Origin of the sequence: Nocardia sp. NBC_01329, from assembly GCF_035956715.1 — a bacterium.
Lineage (GTDB): Bacteria > Actinomycetota > Actinomycetes > Mycobacteriales > Mycobacteriaceae > Nocardia.
Map to the genome: position 1 here is coordinate 1,807,001 of NZ_CP108381.1, position 17,034 is coordinate 1,824,034.

The 17,034-nt window shown below is 66.8% G+C and carries 14 protein-coding genes and 1 riboswitch; of the genes, 13 read left to right on the forward strand and 1 reads right to left on the reverse strand.

The window, feature by feature from the left end; translation table 11 throughout:
• Positions 1-32 precede the first annotated feature (32 nt).
• From prpD to OG405_RS08485, 7 genes are all read left to right on the forward strand, one after another.
• The gene (prpD, locus tag OG405_RS08455; protein ID WP_327151061.1) at positions 33-1,541 is read left to right on the forward strand and encodes a 2-methylcitrate dehydratase PrpD; all 1,509 of its coding nucleotides are present in this window, start codon (positions 33-35) and stop codon (positions 1,539-1,541) included.
• Positions 1,541-2,455, forward strand: coding sequence for a methylisocitrate lyase (gene prpB, locus OG405_RS08460; protein ID WP_327151062.1), 915 nt, complete (start codon positions 1,541-1,543; stop codon positions 2,453-2,455). Before prpD ends, prpB begins: the two co-directional genes overlap by 1 nt.
• Positions 2,455-3,579: a bifunctional 2-methylcitrate synthase/citrate synthase gene (locus OG405_RS08465; RefSeq protein WP_327151063.1), complete on the forward strand. Its 1,125-nt coding sequence runs from the start codon at positions 2,455-2,457 to the stop codon at positions 3,577-3,579. Before prpB ends, OG405_RS08465 begins: the two co-directional genes overlap by 1 nt.
• A 97-nt stretch (positions 3,580-3,676) precedes the next feature.
• Positions 3,677-3,864: riboswitch (cobalamin riboswitch) on the forward strand.
• Positions 3,865-3,878: 14 nt separating this feature from the next.
• Complete coding sequence (locus OG405_RS08470; RefSeq protein WP_327151064.1) at positions 3,879-5,477, forward strand: ABC transporter substrate-binding protein; 1,599 nt, start codon at positions 3,879-3,881, stop codon at positions 5,475-5,477.
• Positions 5,478-5,485: 8 nt separating this feature from the next.
• Positions 5,486-6,460, forward strand: a complete 975-nt coding sequence (locus tag OG405_RS08475; protein WP_327151065.1) for an ABC transporter permease — start codon at positions 5,486-5,488, stop codon at positions 6,458-6,460.
• Positions 6,454-8,697: an ABC transporter ATP-binding protein/permease gene (locus tag OG405_RS08480; RefSeq protein ID WP_327151066.1), complete on the forward strand. Its 2,244-nt coding sequence runs from the start codon at positions 6,454-6,456 to the stop codon at positions 8,695-8,697. The genes OG405_RS08475 and OG405_RS08480 overlap by 7 nt, the downstream gene beginning before the upstream one ends.
• A 74-nt stretch (positions 8,698-8,771) precedes the next feature.
• On the forward strand, positions 8,772-8,900 hold the full coding sequence (locus OG405_RS08485; RefSeq protein ID WP_327151067.1) for a hypothetical protein: 129 nt from the start codon (positions 8,772-8,774) through the stop codon (positions 8,898-8,900).
• A gap of 167 nt (positions 8,901-9,067) precedes the next feature.
• Here OG405_RS08485 and OG405_RS08490 read toward each other — a convergent pair whose 3' ends face one another.
• A complete protein-coding gene (locus OG405_RS08490) occupies positions 9,068-9,391 on the reverse strand; it encodes a hypothetical protein (RefSeq protein WP_327151068.1) in 324 nt (107 codons plus the stop codon).
• A 287-nt stretch (positions 9,392-9,678) separates the two neighbouring features.
• On the opposite strand from OG405_RS08490, the gene OG405_RS08495 reads away from it, so the two are divergent.
• From OG405_RS08495 to OG405_RS08520, 6 genes are read left to right on the forward strand one after another with little or no spacing between them, the layout of a single operon-like run.
• Positions 9,679-11,409 carry an acyclic terpene utilization AtuA family protein gene (locus tag OG405_RS08495; RefSeq protein WP_327151069.1) on the forward strand — a complete coding sequence of 577 codons (1,731 nt, stop codon included), beginning with the start codon at positions 9,679-9,681 and terminating at the stop codon, positions 11,407-11,409.
• Between the two features lie 27 nt (positions 11,410-11,436).
• Positions 11,437-12,480 carry an ABC transporter substrate-binding protein gene (locus OG405_RS08500; RefSeq protein ID WP_327151070.1) on the forward strand — a complete coding sequence of 348 codons (1,044 nt, stop codon included), beginning with the start codon at positions 11,437-11,439 and terminating at the stop codon, positions 12,478-12,480.
• The gene (locus OG405_RS08505; protein ID WP_327151071.1) at positions 12,480-13,262 is read left to right on the forward strand and encodes an ABC transporter ATP-binding protein; all 783 of its coding nucleotides are present in this window, start codon (positions 12,480-12,482) and stop codon (positions 13,260-13,262) included. Before OG405_RS08500 ends, OG405_RS08505 begins: the two co-directional genes overlap by 1 nt.
• A complete protein-coding gene (locus OG405_RS08510) occupies positions 13,259-14,152 on the forward strand; it encodes an ABC transporter permease (protein ID WP_327151072.1) in 894 nt (297 codons plus the stop codon). The genes OG405_RS08505 and OG405_RS08510 overlap by 4 nt, the downstream gene beginning before the upstream one ends.
• Positions 14,149-16,239 carry an acetate--CoA ligase family protein gene (locus OG405_RS08515; protein WP_327151073.1) on the forward strand — a complete coding sequence of 697 codons (2,091 nt, stop codon included), beginning with the start codon at positions 14,149-14,151 and terminating at the stop codon, positions 16,237-16,239. The genes OG405_RS08510 and OG405_RS08515 overlap by 4 nt, the downstream gene beginning before the upstream one ends.
• The gene (locus tag OG405_RS08520; protein ID WP_327151074.1) at positions 16,236-17,021 is read left to right on the forward strand and encodes an enoyl-CoA hydratase/isomerase family protein; all 786 of its coding nucleotides are present in this window, start codon (positions 16,236-16,238) and stop codon (positions 17,019-17,021) included. The genes OG405_RS08515 and OG405_RS08520 overlap by 4 nt, the downstream gene beginning before the upstream one ends.
• Positions 17,022-17,034 lie beyond the last annotated feature (13 nt).

Here is a 17,034-nt window from a genome sequence, read left to right on the forward strand (position 1 = left end):
GCAATGCATCGATCCCCTGGAGGCCAAGGACTGTGAAGAATCATCTCGTCCGTACCCACCGCTCGGCGGAACATTTTCCCCGTGAGCAGCATCTGGCGTGGCGGATCGCGGAGGTGGCGACCGACCCGGTGGCTGTCGCCGCGGAAACCGAGGAGATGATCGTCAACCGGATCATCGACAACGCGGCTGTCGCCGCGGCCTCGCTGACCCGGCGCCCGGTCGCCAATGCTCGCGCCCAGGCGCTGGCGCACCCCTATCAGCCGGGCGCGACCGTTTTCGGTGTCGACGGCCGGTTCTCCCCGGAATGGGCGGCGTGGGCCAACGGTGTCGCGGTGCGTGAACTCGATTTCCACGACACCTTCCTGGCTGCTGAGTATTCACATCCGGGCGACAACATCCCCCCGATCCTGGCGGTAGCGCAGCACACCGGCCGTAGTGGCCGGGATCTGATCCGTGGGCTGGCGACCGGCTACGAGATCCACATCGACCTGGTGCGCGCGATCTGCCTGCACGAGCACAAGATCGATCATGTCGCCCACCTCGGCCCGTCCGCCGCCGCCGGCATCGGAACCCTGCTCGGGCTCGATACCGAGACCATCTATCAGGCGATCGGGCAGGCCCTGCACACCACCACCGCGACCCGTCAGTCCCGCAAGGGTGAGATCTCGAGCTGGAAGGCATACGCCCCGGCGTTCGCCGGAAAGATGGCGGTCGAGGCAGTGGACCGGGCGCTGCGCGGCGAAGGTGCGCCGTCGCCGATCTGGGAGGGCGAGGACGGTGTGATCGCCTGGTTGTTGGGGGGCCCGAAGGCCGAGTACTCGGTGCCGCTGCCGGGCCCCGGCGAGGCCAAGCGCGCGATTCTGGATTCCTACACCAAGGAGCATTCGGCGGAGTATCAAAGTCAGGCCCCGATCGACCTGGCCCGTCGCCTGCGTGATCGGATCGGCGACCTGGATCAGGATCAGATCGCCTCCATCGTGCTGTACACCAGCCACCACACCCATGTGGTGATCGGTACCGGTTCGAACGATCCGCAGAAGTTCGATCCGACGGCGTCGCGAGAAACCCTCGACCACTCGGTGCCCTATATCTTCGCGGTCGCCCTACAGGACGGCACCTGGCACCACGAGCGCTCCTATGCGCCCGAGCGCGCGCAGCGACCGGACACCGTCGAGTTGTGGCGCAAGATCTCCACCGCCGAGGACCCGGAGTGGACCCGCCGGTATCACTCGACCGATCCGGGCGAGAAGGCATTCGGCGCGCGTGCTGAGGTCACGCTGAAGAGCGGTGAGATGATCGTCGATGAACTCGCGATCGCGGATGCGCACCCGCTGGGCGCACGCCCATTCGCCCGCGACCAGTACATCGCCAAATTCCGCACTCTCGCCGAGGGGGTTGTCGATCAGGCCGAGCAGGACCGCTTCCTCGAGGTGGTCCAGCGCGCGAGCGAGCTGTCGGCCGGTCAGTTGCCGGAACTCACTTTCACCGTCTCGGCGGATGTGCTCGCTCGCGCGCCCCGTTCCCCGAAGGGACTGTTCTGATGACCGGCCTGCTCGCAGCCTCGACCTCCGCTGCCGACAAGCGGTCGGCCTTCCGTACCGGACTGGGATCCGGAAAGATCCAGCGGTTCCCCGGCGCGTTCAACCCGCTGGTGGCCGAGCTGATCCAGGAGATCGGGTTCGAGGGCGTCTACGTCTCCGGTGCGGTGCTCGCCGCCGATCTGGGATTACCGGATATCGGGTTGACCACGCTCACCGAGGTGTCGGGGCGCGGTCACCAGATCGCGCGCGTCACCGACCTGCCGGTACTCATCGACGCCGACACCGGATTCGGTGAACCGATGAGCGCGGCCCGCACGGTCACCGTCCTCGAAGACGCCGGGATCGCCGGCTGCCACCTCGAGGATCAGGTGAATCCGAAGCGGTGCGGTCATCTGGACGGCAAGGCCGTGGTGCCCACCGAGGAGATGCTCCGTCGGCTGCGTGCGGCGGTATCGGCCCGTCGTGACCCGAACTTCGTGATCTGCGCGCGTACCGACGCCGCCGGGATCGAAGGAATCGAGGCCGCGATCGAGCGGGCGAAAGCCTATGCCGACGCGGGCGCTGATCTGATCTTCACCGAAGCGTTGTACACACCAGCGGAGTTCGAGAAGTTCCGCGCCGCTGTCTCGACTCCGCTGCTGGCCAATATGACCGAGTTCGGTAAGTCCGAACTCGTCCCGGCCGCCACGCTGGAATCGATCGGCTACAACGCGGTCATCTATCCGGTCTCCACCCTCCGGCTGGCGATGTACGCCGCCGAGGCGGGGTTGCGTGAGATCTACGCGGAGGGAACGCAATCCGGCCTGCTGGATCGAATGCAGCCGCGCAGTCGCCTCTACGAGCTGTTGCGGTACGAGCGCTACAACGAATTCGATTCCGATGTATTCGATTTCACGTTGGGAAGGAACCAGTGATGACGGACATCGCGATACCGACCATCTACAAGGGTCTGGCAGGCGTCGTCGTCGACACCACCGCGATCTCGAAGGTGGTGCCGGAAACGAACTCGCTGACCTATCGCGGCTATGCGGTGCAGGATCTGGCGGCCCATTGCAGTTTCGAGCAGGTGGCCTACCTGCTCTGGTACGGCGAGCTGCCGACCGACACCGAACTCGAGCGGTTCCAGCAGCAAGAACGGGCCTCGCGCCGCGCCGACCGGTCGCTGCTCTCACTGGTGGCGAAAATGCCCGACACCTGTCATCCGATGGATGTGGTCCGGACGGCGATCAGCTATCTCGGCGCCGAAGATCCCGCCGAGGACGATAATTCGGCCGAGGCCAACCGTGCCAAGTCGTTGCGGATGTTCGCGGTCCTGCCGACCATCGTCGCGGCCGATCACCGCCGCCGCCGTGGCCTCGATCCGATCGCGCCCCACTCTCATATGGGTTACGCCGAGAACTTCCTCGATATGTGCTTCGGTACGGTGCCGGCACCGGAACTGGTGAAGGCGTTCGAGGTGTCGTTGATCCTGTACGCCGAGCACAGTTTCAACGCCTCCACGTTCGCTGCCCGGGTGGTCACCTCGACCCTGTCGGATATCTACAGCGCGGTCACCGCCGCCATCGGTGCGCTCAAGGGGTCGCTGCACGGCGGAGCCAACGAGGCCGTCATGCACCATATGCTCGAGATCGGCGACCCCGGCCTGGCCGAGGCGTGGCTGCGCGAGAAGCTGGCGAAGAAGGAAAAGGTGATGGGTTTCGGCCACCGGGTCTACAAGAACGGTGACTCCCGGGTGCCCACCATGAAGAAAGCGTTCCTGGACATCGCCGCGGTCACCGACGGGCAGAAGTGGGTGCAGATGTACGAGGCACTCGAGCGAACCATGGACGAGGCCACCGGGATCGCGCCCAATCTCGATTTCCCCACCGGGCCCGCCTACCACCTGCTGGGGTTCGATATCGAGGTGTTCACTCCTGTTTTCGTGATGAGCCGTATCACCGGCTGGACCGCTCACATCATCGAACAGGGCGAATCCAACGCACTGATCCGGCCGCTGAGCGAATACGTTGGCGTCTCCCAGCGCCCGGTCGTGGCCTGATACCTCGACTCCAGCCCTTGTCGCGAGCTGCGGTAACGCGTCGATGAGGGGCTGACGAGCGGGATCCCTCGATTCCCCTCTGCGCGAGTGGGTCACGACGGGGGGATGAGATCCCGGTAACGTCATTCGCGGTGCAGGGAACACCGGTGTGAATCCGGGGCTGTCCCGCAACTGTCACCGAGGAGCGATCCGCCATGCGTGGCCACGACCTACCCGGGTCGGAAGGCCGGTGGAGATGCGTCGATCCGGGAGCCAGGACACCTGCGCCGCGGTTTCGGGATACACCCACGAGGATGGCTATGGACAACTTGACAACGGGCCGATCCGGTATCGGCCGTCGGCGAATGCTGACCGGGACGGCAGGGCTGCTCGGGCTCACGGCTCTGGGCGGCGTTCCGATACTGACAGCCTGTGGCACCGGTGCGCCTTCCGGTCCGCCGACCGGCCCGCCGCAACCGGGTGGCCGGCTGCGGTCGGTGATCGCGGGCCGTTCGGCGATCGCCGATGTGCTCGATCCGCATGAGGCCGGAAGTTCGGCCGGTGGCGCGGTGTCGAAGAATGTCTGGGACAGATTGGTCGCGTACAACAACGATCTCACCCTGCGATACCGGCTCGCACGTTCGCTGGAACCGAATGCCGACGGCAGCGTCTGGCGGATCCAGCTGCGGCCCGGAGTGGTCTTCAGCGACGGTTCGCCGCTGACCTCCCGTGATGTGCTGTGGAGTTTCGAGCGGATGCTCGATCCCGCCAGGTCGTCCTCCGGTGATCTCGCCATGGTCGATATGGCGCGAACGAAAGCCGACGGTGATCTGACGGTTGTGGTGGCGATGCAGACACCGATCGCGGATTTCGGTTCGGTGCTCGCGGGATGGTACTGCTACATCGTCAAAAACGGCACCGCCACCATCGACGAGCGCACGCTGTCGGTGGGGACCGGTCCGTTCGCGTTGGCCTCCTGGTCTCCTGGGGACCGCACCGTGCTGCGCCGCAACGACCGCTACTGGGATGGGCGGACCCACCTGGACGAGGTCGAGATCATCCAGATCGCCGAGACCGAGGCACGAATGAACGCCTTCCTGTCCGGTGAGGCGGATGTGGTGCACGAGTTGAGCTATCTGCAGGCCCGGAACTTGGAGAGCGATCCCACCGCGATGGTGATCGTGCCGCCGGAAGGGTTGATGGGCGCTTTCCAGATGCGCGTGGACCTGCCGCCGTTCGACGATGTGCGCGTCCGGCAGGCGATGCGGCTGGCCGTGGACCGGCAGGCGATGGTCGATTCCGTCTACTACGGCTACGGGGAGGTAGGCAACGACATCTACGGCAAAGGCGCGCCTTTCTACAACGACACCCTCCCGCAGCGCCCCTACGATCCACAGCGGGCCCGCGAACTCCTGCGCGCCGCCGGGAAAGCGAACCTCGAGGTCACCCTGCCGACCGCCGACGGTATGCCGGGGATGGTCGAGTCGGCGACCTTGTTCGCCGAGCAGGCCAAGGCCGCCGGGATCACCATCCGGCTCGAATCCACCCCGGCCGACACCTACTTCTCGCAGGTCACCGGCAAACGCCCGCTGACCCATATCGGCTGGTGGAACTACAGTCTCGACTATTTCTACGGCCAGACCGGCACCGGTTCGTCACCGAGCAACGGCACCGGATGGCGGCGACCGGCCTGGGACGCGAAATTCGCGGCGGCACGGGCCGCGATGGACCCCGACCGCCGCCGCGGGTTGTATTTCGAACTGCAGGAAGAACTGTGGCAGGAGGGCGGCTACATCCTGCACAGCTTCGCCAAGCGGCCCGACGCCGCACGCAACAATGTCGGAGGAATGCGGGCCGGGGTCCCGGGTACCGACGATTGGGCGAACTACGCCACCACCTGGCTAGCGGCGCGCGGCTGAGGGCCGGCGTGCTGCGCTATTTCCTACGGCGAGCAGCTGCCGGGGCGGGTGTGCTGATCATCGTCACCGTACTCGTTTTCGGGCTCTTCGAACTGCTGGATTCGGATGCGGCGGTGGTGATCCTGACCCGGCAAGGAGCAGGTGATCCGTCGCCGGAGCAATTGGCGGCCCTGCGGGCGGAGCTGGGACTGGACAGGCCCGCGCCGATCCGGTTCGCCGAATGGGTGTCCGGATTCCTGCGCGGCGATCTCGGAAAATCGCTGATCTCGGGTCGTCCGGTGGACGACGTACTGTTCGACCGTCTCGCGAACAGTGCCGCGCTGGCGGTGCTCACCATCGTGCTGCTGATCCCGCTGGCGCTCGGCCTGGGGCTACTGGCCGGGTCGCGGGCGGGCTCCCGGACCGATCGGGTGATCAGCGTCGCGGCACTGGCCCTCGAAGCGGTACCTTCGTTCGTCCTCGGCGTACTGCTGGTCGCCGTGATCGCATTGTCCCTGCGGCTGCTGCCCGCGGTTTCGCTGATTCCCGCAGGTACCAGTGTCTGGGACCGGCCGCAGGTTCTGGTCCTGCCGGTGGCCTGTCTGCTCCTGGGTTTGTCGCCGCACCCGGCGCGGATGGTTCGGGCGCAAACCGCTGGAGTCATGGCCTCCGAGTACATCCGGACCGCCCGGCTGAACGGTGTCGGCGGGATCCGGTTGATCCTGCGGCACGCCGCCCCCAACGCCGTCTCCGCCTCCGTCCACCCACTCGCGGGCTCGGTAGTGGGCTTGGTCGGCGGCATCGCCGTCGTGGAAACGCTGTTCTCCTATCCAGGAGTGTCGAAGGAGTTGCTGATCGCGATCTCGGCGCGGGACTATCCGTTCGTCCAGTCCGCCGCCGTCCTGCTGGCCGCATTCGGGATCGGCATCCACGTGCTCGCGGATATGTTCGCCCTGATGGTCAGCCCGCGGGCCCGGGCCGTGGTGGGGGAGGGCCGGTGGTGAGGAAAGCGTGGTGGTCGCTGGTCCTGGCGGGAGTGCTGGGTGTGGTCGTTTTCGGTCCACTGTTCGCGCCGTATTCGCCGACCGCACCGGTCGGCCCGCCGTTCCGGCCGCCGAGCCCGGCGTATCCGCTGGGCACCGATCTGGTCGGTCGTGATGTGCTGTCGCGCGTATTGCACGGGGGCTGGTCACTACTGGCGATCTCGGCGATAGCGCTCGTGATCGCCTACTCGCTGGGTCTGAGCCTGGGCTTGATCGCCGGACTGCGACCGCGGATGGACTCGTGGATCACGCGGCCGGTGGACGCGGTCGTGGTCGTACCGTGGTTTCTGCTTCTCGCCGTGATCGCCACCGCCCTCGGCGCCGGGCCGGCCGCGGTACTGCTGACGGCGTCCCTGGCCTCGGTGCCCTGGATCGTCCGAATAGTGCGCACCGCGGTGCACGATATGGCCGGTGCGGGCTATGTGGAGTCGGCGCGGGCCCGGGGTGAACCGCTGTGGTGGGTCGCGGTGGTCGAGATACTGCCCAACCTGCGGTCGGTGGTGCTGGCCGATGCCGGAGTGCGGCTGTCCGGGGTGATCTCCATTGTGGCGGTCGGTGGCTTCCTCGGACTGGGTATGCGGCCGCCGTCACCGGACTGGGCGTTGATGATCACCGAAAATCGTTCCGGATTCGGCATGCAACCCTGGGCGGTGCTCGCGCCGGCGCTGTTGATCATGGTGTTCGTGGTGTCGGTGAATATGTTCAGCGACACAGCGATCGGCTGCCGGCGCCCCCGTGCCGCCACCGCTGCGCCGGAATCCGGCGCCGAGGAAGGTCTGCGGGTCGAGCATCTCACGGTGCGAACCCGTGCGGGTCGTACGCTGCTCCATGACGTTTCGGTGCGGTTGGTGCCTGGGCGGGGCTTGGCGGTCATCGGGCCGTCCGGCGCCGGGAAAACGACCTTCGCTTCGGCCGTGCTGGGTGCATTGCCGCCCGGCCTGTCGGCGGCGGGCACTGTCGGTATCGGCCACACCGACAGCAACCGCCGGGCGGTCGGATTCGTGCCGCAGGACCCCGCTACCGGACTCAACCCCGCCCTACGGATCGGCACCTCGATCGATGAGATCATCCGGTTGCGCCGGTCCGCGCGCGGCGGGAACGGGGTGGCGGCAGCACTGCGCCGAGTCGGTCTGCCCACCGGCCGCGAGTTCCGCCGCCGGTTCCCGCACGAACTGTCCGGCGGGCAACAACAGCGGGTCCTGCTCGCCATGGCGCTGGTCGACGACCCGGCGCTGGTCGTGTTCGACGAGCCGACGACCGGGCTCGACGTTCGGGCTCGCACCGATCTCGTCGAAATGCTCGCCCGGGTGCGCCGGGAATCGGCCACCGCGTTCCTGATCATCACCCACGACCTGGCCGGTGTCGCACCACTGATCGACGATGTACTCGAACTCGACGAGGGCCGGGTCCTCTCCTACGCCTCGTGGGAGAGCACGGAGCCGGATCCGGCCGCGCCGCGGCTCACGAAACCCTCGCGGCCCGAGACAGAACCGATCCTGCGGGTGGAAGCCCTGTCGGTCGCATACCGGTCGCGATCGGTCATCGACGCTATTTCCTTCACCGTGGCACCCGGTTCATGTCTCGCGCTCACCGGCCGCTCGGGCGCGGGCAAGACCACCGTCGCCCGGGCCCTGATCGGGCTGCATTCCCCGGCGAGCGGAACGATCCGGCTGGACGGCAGTGTGCTGCCGTCGCGGATCGACGAGCGTTCGGCCGGTCACTGTCGTGCGGTGCAGTTGATCCCGCAGAATCCGGCCACCGCCCTCAACCCGGCCCACCGCATCGGGAGCCAGGTGAGTCGTCCGCTGCGACTGCTGCGCGGGATGGATTCCGCGCCGGCGGACCGGGAGACAGCCCGGCTGCTGACAGAGGTCGGCCTGGATCCCGCGCTTGCCGGGCGCCGGCCGGGCGAGCTCTCCGGCGGGCAGCAACAGCGGGCCGCCATCGCACGTGCCCTGGCGGCGGGCCCCAGGCTGCTGGTCTGCGACGAGATCACCGCCTCTCTCGACGCAGAGTCCCAGCGGATCGTCCTCGACCTGCTCGATCGACTACGCCGAACCGGGTTGGCCCTGGTGGTGATCAGCCACCAGAGCGCGGTGATCGAGCGCCTCGCGGATACGGTCGTGGACCTCGACGACCCGGACCGCTCTCAGCTGCGCGGAACAGTGGACGCGATCGGCCGGGCGTCGGAATCGTAGGCGGTAGGGCAACGGTTGCTGCACTCCGCATTCGGTGTGGTGGAGTGGCCGCCTCGATCGAAAGCCTCGGCGACGTGGCAGTGCAGGACCTGTTCTTGCACAACGAGATCACCGTCGACGGCCCATGGCCGTCGATCACCGTCTACTACTCCGAAGAATCTGTCGGCAAACTCGAATACCGCGCATCGGTTGTGCTCGACTGATAACGGCGCCGGAACCACATGGTTCCGGCGCCGTTGGCACGCGCGGCGGCAGCCTCATGCCCAGCGATCGGTGGAGACGATGTTCGACCGATTATCGCTGTGGCTCCGAGGGCCCTCTCCAGGGCTGTATCCGCGTCGGAACCGGAATTCGGGATTCCGGTTCGGGGTTATGCGGCAGCCCTGGCCGACCAGCCGTGGAAAGTCGCGATTGTATGCGGCGCGACCACCGCGCTGGGCGCACCGGAGCAGTCCGCCGACGGGTACACCAGGAAGTCCCGCGAACTGCGGTTATCGAAACGAATATCGCGCGGAAATCCGCTGGCCCAGCAGTTGTTCAGGTCGCTGATCTCCAGGTTGTTGTCGATGATCACGATTTCGCGACCGTCACCTGTTCCCGCCGATCCGGTCGGAAACGATGACGCGGTAGGCGCGACGGCGGAGGCAATGGCAAGTGCGAGTGCGCCCGTGATGGCGATTTTTTCGAGTTTCATTTAGTCGATGCTAAGGCAGCGACCGGGCTTCGGCATGGTCGGCCCCGGCTCATACCTTGTGCTGCGCAGGTGTTCTGCCTTGCCCGGCCTGTAGTTCGTCCGGCGATCTCGTGCGAGCCCTGCCCGGCTCTCGTCACCGCTGAATCTCGCGAGCCGTCTGTCGTCGGCCGGTTCGTCACCCGCTGCGGTTCGGTTCGTGCCCGGGAATCGGTATTGACGGCGTGGTCTACGTCACTTACTGTTCGATATATACAAGTTCCACTACGTATATACGTAAGGAATCGTCGATGAGACCCATCCGAATCGCCAACTTCTCCGGCTTCTTCGGTGACCGTGCCAGCGCCTTGGCCCAGATGATCAGGACCGCGGAGGCGGATGTCCTCACCGGTGACTACCTCGCGGAGGTCACCATGAGCGTGCTGGCGAAGCAGCGCGACCGGAATCCCGGTGCCGGATACGCCGCCGGCTTCCTCGCCCAGTTGCGGCCGGTACTCGCCGAGTTCGCCGGCGGCGATGCGCGGATCGTGGTCAATGCCGGGGGCCTCCACCCCCAGGCTCTGGCCGCGGCGGTTCGTGAGATGGCGCAGGCCGGGGGACACCCGATTCCGGTCGCCACGGTCGCCGGCGACGATGTGCTGGATCGGGTTGCCGGGTCTGACGCGGTGACGCGCTTCGATGACTTCCGCCCGGTGACCGCCAACGCCTACCTCGGCGGCTGGGGTATCACCCGGGCGCTGGCGGACGGGGCGCGAATAGTTGTCTGCGGCCGCGTGGCGGATGCGTCGCTGGTGGTCGGCGCCGCCGCCTGGTGGCACGGGTGGAGCCGGGACGCGTGGGATCCGCTGGCCGGTGCGCTGATCGCGGGCCATCTCATCGAGTGCGGGACGCAGGTCACCGGCGGTAACTTCTCCGGATTCGACAGCGCAGCGCTGTCGGACCTCGCGTTTCCCGTCGCCGACATCGCCGGCGACGGCACGGTGGTCGTCTCGAAACCGGAACCATCGGGCGGCCGTGTCTCGGTCGATACCGTGACAGCGCAGCTGGTTTACGAGGTGCAGGGGCGGTGGTATGCCAATCCCGATGTCGTGGCGGATCTGAGCACGATCGCGCTGGAGCAGACCGGAATCGATGCTGTGACGGTGTCCGGCACCGTGGGAGCGCCGCCGCCGCCGACCACCAAGGTCGCGATGACCGGCGAGGGGGACTGGGAGAACTCCATGCTCATCGGCGTCACCGGCATGGACTTCGCGGCCAAACGTCAGGTTCTGGAACAGGGTGTGCGTGCGGCTCTCACCGGTGTCGCCGGGATCTCGGCGGTACGTGTCGAGCTGATCGGCTGTGAGGCGCAAGCGCCCACGAGCCAGAACGAGGCCACCGGATTCCTCCGCGTGGTGGTGCAGGGGACCGACGAGGCCGCTGTCGGCCGATCGTTTTCCAGCGCGATCGTCGAAATGGCCCTGGCCAGCTTTCCCGGGATCTACCTCACCGCGCCGCCCGGTAAGGCGATCCGGCGCGGCGCCTACCGAGCCATCTATATCGACCAGGGGATCCCGGACCATCAGGTCATCGCCGATGACGGCAGCGTCGTGGCGATCGAGCCACCGGCGGTGACGCGCGCTTACGCGGAAGAGTTCGACGCGCCGACCGAGCCGGCCGCCGACGGTGACGACAACCTCGTGGAGGTTCGTCTGGGCGCGCTCGCCCACGCTCGGTCCGGGGACAAGGGCGGTGACGCGAATATCGGGGTGTGGGCACGCGACAGTCAGGTATGGCCGTGGTTACGGGACCGGCTGACCGTCCCGCATCTGCGCCGGCTCCTGCCCGAGGCCGACGACCTGTCCATCGACCGCGTCGAGTTGCCGAACCTGATGGCGGTCAACTTCGTCATCCGCGGGCTTCTCGGCGGCGGTGCGATCTCCTCACTGCGGCTGGACAGCCAGGCCAAGGGCCTCGGCGAATACCTCCGAGCCTGCCGCGTCGAGGCACCGAAAACCCTCGTCTCCGAGCTCCACCGCTAGACAGCACTTCTCGAGAAGGTCCAACTCATGAACAGATCCAGCAAACTCCTCACGATGCTCTGTGCGGCCGTGCTCACGACCACCGTTATCGCGGGATGCGTATCCCCCGAGAAATCTTCGGGTGAGGGCGCGGCGGGCGGACTGCTCTCGGCGACGGCCGTCGGCGGCGGCGCATCGATGAGCTACACCGTCCCCCAACTCATCGACTCGATGGATGCCGGCAAGGCGCACGGCCTCGACGTGACCTATCAGGGTACGGGCACCTCCAGTAGCAATATGGTGGCCGCGGTGCTCTCGGGCGATGCCGATTTCGCATTCCCCGCGGCGACCACCGCGATCGACTCGATCCAGGAGGGCGGCGACCTGGTCATCGTTGCGAGTGCGCTCCGGTACGCGTCGATCCTGGGCCTGCGAAACGATGTGTCGGAGCGTACTGGCGTCTCCGCGGAGTCGCCGGTGCTCGAGCGCATCAAGGCACTCGAGGGTTTGAAGATCGCGACCTCGCCGGAGGGGTCGGGGAACAATACGATGCTCCGGAAGATCGTCGCCGATGGTGGTCTGGATCCGGACAAGGACGTGGAGATCATCGGCGTCCAGGATCCGTCCGCGATCGTCGGCGGGGTGAAGCAGGGCCGTTTCGACGGCGGCTTCTACGGCGCCGGAGTCATCGAGGCCAATATCGCCTCCGGCGAGGCCCAGATGTGGCTGTCGACGGCTCGGGGCGATGTGGACGAGCTGCTCGGACACCAGATCGGCATGGTGATGGTCACCTCCAAGAAGACCCTCGCGAACAAGCCGGACCTGGTCCGCGCCATGTTCGACACCGTTGTCGACGTCGAGAAGTCCATTGCGAACGACCCCGGGGCCGCGGGGACATTGCTGCGGCAGAACTGGTTCCCCGACCTCGACGGCAAGGTTTTCGACCTGGCGTGGGAACAGGCTCAGCACGCCTACCCCGTCGACGGGCTGGTCACCGAAGCGCAGTTCGGCGCCATTCTGGACTTCATGACGACCGGCGACAAGAAATACACGCTGGACTATGCCGACTCCGTCTACCAGGGAGCGCGGTAGTGGGCAGCGAAACTCTGCTGGAACTGTCCGGCATCCGGATGGGTTTCGGCGACGGTCCCGACGTGATCGCCGAGACCAGTATGGACATGGCCGCGAACGAGTTCGTCAGCGTGATCGGCCCGTCCGGATGCGGGAAGTCCACGATCCTGAACGCGGTCGCCGGTCTCATGCCGGTGCGCGGCGGGCGAGTTGTCTATCGGGGCAGAGCGATTCGCACAGTGAATACCGATGTCGGCTATATGACGCAGGGCGACACGCTGTTGCCGTGGCGGACTGTGCAGGACAACATCGCGATGCCGCTCAGACTACGCGGAGTCGCCAAGGCCTCGATTCGCGAGAAGGTCGGCGCGCTGGTGAAGTTGCTGGACCTGGTGGACGCGGCGGACAAGTTCCCGGCTCAGCTCTCGGGCGGAATGAAGAGGCGGGCGCTGTTGGCGCGCAGCATGATCTACGAGCCCGCGCTCCTGCTGATGGACGAGCCGTTCGCCGCGCTCGATGCGCAGTTGCGGACACAGATGCACCGGGAACTGCGGCGGACGGTGGCCGAGACCGGGCAAGCGGTGCTGTTCATCACCCATGACATCTATGAGGCCGTATTGCTGTCCGATCGCGTCGTCGTATTGGGCGGCAGGCCCGCGGCGCCGATTTCCGAGCACCTCGTGCCGTTCGGCCCCGACCGGGATGTGGAGGCCCTGCGCTTCGACCCCGAGTTCGTGCGGCTGGAAAAAGTGGTGCACGACGCGCTGGGTGCGGCTCGAACGATGTCGAGGGCAGCGTCATGAGCTTGCTGGAGAAAAGGACACGAGGAATCGGGGTGGCGGGCGCCGACCTCCAGGGCGCTGCTGCCCCGGCCGGGGACGGAGTCGGCCGAGTGCCGGTCGAATCCGCAGCCACGCCGAAGAAACGATCACGATGGACTGTGCCGACGATCCGGCTCGCCCTCGTCATCGGAGTGCTGGCGCTGTGGGAGCTCGCCTCGGGACGCGTCATCGACGAGTTCTTCATCAGCCGGCCCAGCGAGATCGCGCAGGTCTGGCTGCGCTGGGTGGGCGATGGAACCCTGTGGTACAACGCGTCCAGCACATTCCTGTCGGCAGCTATCGGTTTCGCCCTCGGCGGGACGGCGGCCATCGTCGTCGGCTACGTCCTCGGCGGTTCACCGCGACTGGCCGAGATCTTCGAGCCGTTCATCACCTCGATCTACAGCCTGCCCAAACTCGCGTTGGTGCCGTTGTTCGTGATGTGGTTCGGGATCGGGAGACCACTTCAGCTCGCGATCTGCGGATTGGTCGTCTTCTTCCTCATGTTCTACAACACCTACTACGGGATCCGGGATGTCGATCGCGGCCTGATCGACGCGATGCGGGTGATGGGTGGCAGCAAGTGGGACATCGCGACCCGCGTCCGGCTGCCCTCGGCCCTGGTGTGGGTGACCGCGGGGCTGAAACTGTCTGTCCCGCAAGCGCTCGTGGCTGTGGTGGTCGCCGAGATCCTGGCCTCGAACCGGGGCCTGGGTCATCTGGTCGCGCTCAACTCCGGCCAGTTCAACTCCGCCGGCACGTTCGCGGCCGTCGCCACGCTATTGCTCGTCGGCATCGTCATCGACCGGCTGCTGGCCGTCGCCACCCGGCGAGCGCTGATCTGGAAACAGGAAGGACCAGCGGGACGATGACCGTTGTCGAGACCGATTCCGCACCTACGCAGTACGACATGGGTGCGTTGCTGAATCCGCGACGCATCGCGGTAGTGGGCGCCAACGATCGCAGTGAGGCCTTCACCGGTGGCACCGTCGTCAACCTCCGCCGGCACGGGTACACCGGCGAGGTGTATCCGATCAACCCGCGGCGGGATGTCGTCGGCGGCTACCGGGCCTACCCGGACCTCGGTTCGCTGCCGGGACCGATCGACCAGGCGGTGATCGTCGTGAAGGCCGATTCGGTGGTGCCGATGCTGGATGAGGCGGTGGCCGCGGGAGCCCGCGCGGCGATCGTCATCTCCTCGGGCTTCGGCGAGGGCGCGGCCGGCGCGGAGGGCCGGCGACGGGCCGCGCAGTTGCGGGATTTCCTTTCGCAGCATCCGATTCCGCTCCTGGGTCCGTCGACGACCGGGCTGGTGAACCTCAATGACAACTTCGTGCCGCGCGCGGTCACCAACCATCTCGAACCGGCGCGGCTCCGTACCGGACCGGTGGCGCTGATCTCGCAGTCGGGCGCCGCGAACAATGCGGTGTTCAACCGGGCGCAATCGCACGGTGTCGGTGTCGGGCTCGCTGTCGCCACCGGTGTTCAGGCCGATATCGGGGTCTGGGATATCGCACGGGTGGCGGTCGACGATCCGCGTATCACCGTGCTGGCCATGCTGGTCGAGGATCTGGGCGCGCCCGCGGATTACGAGAGTGTGCTGCGGTCCGCGGCACGGGTGGGCAAGCCGGTGGTGCTGCTGCGGACCGGCCGCAGTGCGGTGGGAAGGTCCGCGATCGCCACCCACACCGGGTCGCTGGCGGGCAATTGGGCCGTCGAGCGGGAGATGATGGAGGCGCTGGGCGTCATCCTGGCCGCCGACCTCGACCAGCTGTGGGAGATCGCCGCGATCGCGACGCACTGGGGGGCCCCTCCCTGCAGTCGGGTCGCTCTCGGCGTGATCGGTATGTCGGGCGGGGAAGGCGCCGTGATCGCCGACCACGCCGACGAAGCCGGGATCGCGATGCCCGAGGTATCCGTGGCCTTCACCGAACTGGTCGGCGAGAAACTGACGCTGGCGGGCGCGGGCAACCCGTTCGATCCGACCGGGGAGGCGATCGGTCGGCAACAGAATGCCCTGGACGCCATGACAGGCTTCATCACCCTCAACGACTACGACGTATACCTGCTGGCATTGAACGCGCAGGCGGTCCCCGCCGAAGGGGGGCTGCTCGATCAGCTGTTGGACGGACTGTCCGCGACCGGGAGCCGGATCGGCATCTCGTACTGGGATATTCCCGGATACTCCGATGGCCTGGCCGATCGGTTGACGACATTCGCCGGACCGGTTCTACCCAGCTCGGCGCGGATGATCGACGCGATCGGCGCCTGGTCGAGAGGCCGAGCCGTCGCACCGGGCCGGGAACCCGAGCGGCCGGCCGCGGCGCTGGTGGCCGATCATGCGGTGGATTACTGGACCGCGAGATCGGCGCTGAGCGAGATAGGAGTGCCGTTCGCCGACGCGGCGCTGGTACACGACGGACAGGCCGCGATGAGGGCAGCCCGGACGATCGGGTATCCGGTGGTGCTGAAGGCGAACGTCGAGAGCACCGTGCACAAGGCAGCGGCGGGGCTGGTCCGTCTCGGGGTCACCGATGAGGATTCCGTGGCGCGGCATTTCACCGAGCTGTGTGACGCCGGGAACGGGGTCGTGGTGGAGAAGGCGGTGCTCTCGACCTCCTCGCTCATTGTGGGCACGGTGTTCGATCCGCACGTGGGGTCGGTGGTGATGGTGGGCAGTGGCGGCGGCGCCGCGGAGCAACTGCGGGATACGGCGGTATGTCCCACCCGGTTGCTGACCGCATCGGCCGCGCGGGACACGCTGCGCAGGTGCGCGATGGGAAGATTCCTCGAAGATCGTGAACCGGAGCGATTCACCCAGGTGGCCGAACTTCTCATCGCTCTCGGCCGGGCAGTCGACGGGCAGATGATCTCCGTGGACCTCAATCCCGTGGTTGTCACCCCGACGGGAATCGTCGCACTCGACGCCCGTATCGAGAATTCGGGGCAACAATCATGAGTCCCAACGTCACCGTGACAGTCGAGGACAAGATCGCGACCATCTCCCTCACCGACGTGGACCGGATGAACGCACTGACCTCGGCGACCATCAGTGAGCTCATCTCGGCTTTCGAAGCCGCACACCACGATAACGATATCTGGGTCGTGGTATTGCGAGCCGAGGGTGACCGGGGGTTCTGCGTCGGACGTGACCTGCGCGAGGTGCGGGCGAACGATCTGTCGCATCCGGGGACAGCGGATTCACTGCCGATGCACGGGCTGGAACGCAACCTTTTCGAGGTGATCGTCGAATGCGCCAAACCGGTGATCGCGGCGATCTTCGGGCATACGCTGGGCGGCGGCGCGGAGCTGGCGCTGGCCGCCGATATCCGGATCGCCGCCGATAATCTGTCGATCGGGTTCCCCGAGGTGACAAGGGGATTCGGTGCCAACTTCGCGTCGGTCGTGCTGCCACGAATCGTGCCGCTGGGTGTAGCAAACGATCTGCTGTTCACCGGCCGCAGGATCGGAGCGTCGGAGGCATCGGCTGTCCACCTCGTCAACCGGGTCGTTCCGCCGGCCGCCCTGGACCGCGCGGCACGTGACTACGCCGAGACCTTACGCTCGAACGCGCCGTTGACGATTCGCCGATACAAGGCCATGGGGACCAGGGCCCAGGGGCTACCGCTGGCTGCGGCGCTGCGCCTGGACGCACCCCCGAACCCCTATCTGAGTGAAGACCGAAGAGAAGGTATCGCCGCCTTCCTGGAGAAGCGCAGCCCGGAGTGGGCGGCTCGTTGACCGTCCGGCATCC

Coding starts and splice junctions, on each gene's coding strand:
- prpB (WP_327151062.1), top strand. CDS start 1,541: ATGACCGGCCTGCTCGCAGCCTCGACCTCCGCTGCCGACAAGCGGTCG.
- OG405_RS08465 (WP_327151063.1), top strand. CDS start 2,455: ATGACGGACATCGCGATACCGACCATCTACAAGGGTCTGGCAGGCGTC.
- OG405_RS08470 (WP_327151064.1), top strand. CDS start 3,879: ATGGACAACTTGACAACGGGCCGATCCGGTATCGGCCGTCGGCGAATG.
- OG405_RS08490 (WP_327151068.1), bottom strand. CDS start 9,391: ATGAAACTCGAAAAAATCGCCATCACGGGCGCACTCGCACTTGCCATT.
- OG405_RS08495 (WP_327151069.1), top strand. CDS start 9,679: ATGAGACCCATCCGAATCGCCAACTTCTCCGGCTTCTTCGGTGACCGT.
- OG405_RS08500 (WP_327151070.1), top strand. CDS start 11,437: ATGAACAGATCCAGCAAACTCCTCACGATGCTCTGTGCGGCCGTGCTC.
- OG405_RS08510 (WP_327151072.1), top strand. CDS start 13,259: ATGAGCTTGCTGGAGAAAAGGACACGAGGAATCGGGGTGGCGGGCGCC.
- OG405_RS08515 (WP_327151073.1), top strand. CDS start 14,149: ATGACCGTTGTCGAGACCGATTCCGCACCTACGCAGTACGACATGGGT.
- OG405_RS08520 (WP_327151074.1), top strand. CDS start 16,236: ATGAGTCCCAACGTCACCGTGACAGTCGAGGACAAGATCGCGACCATC.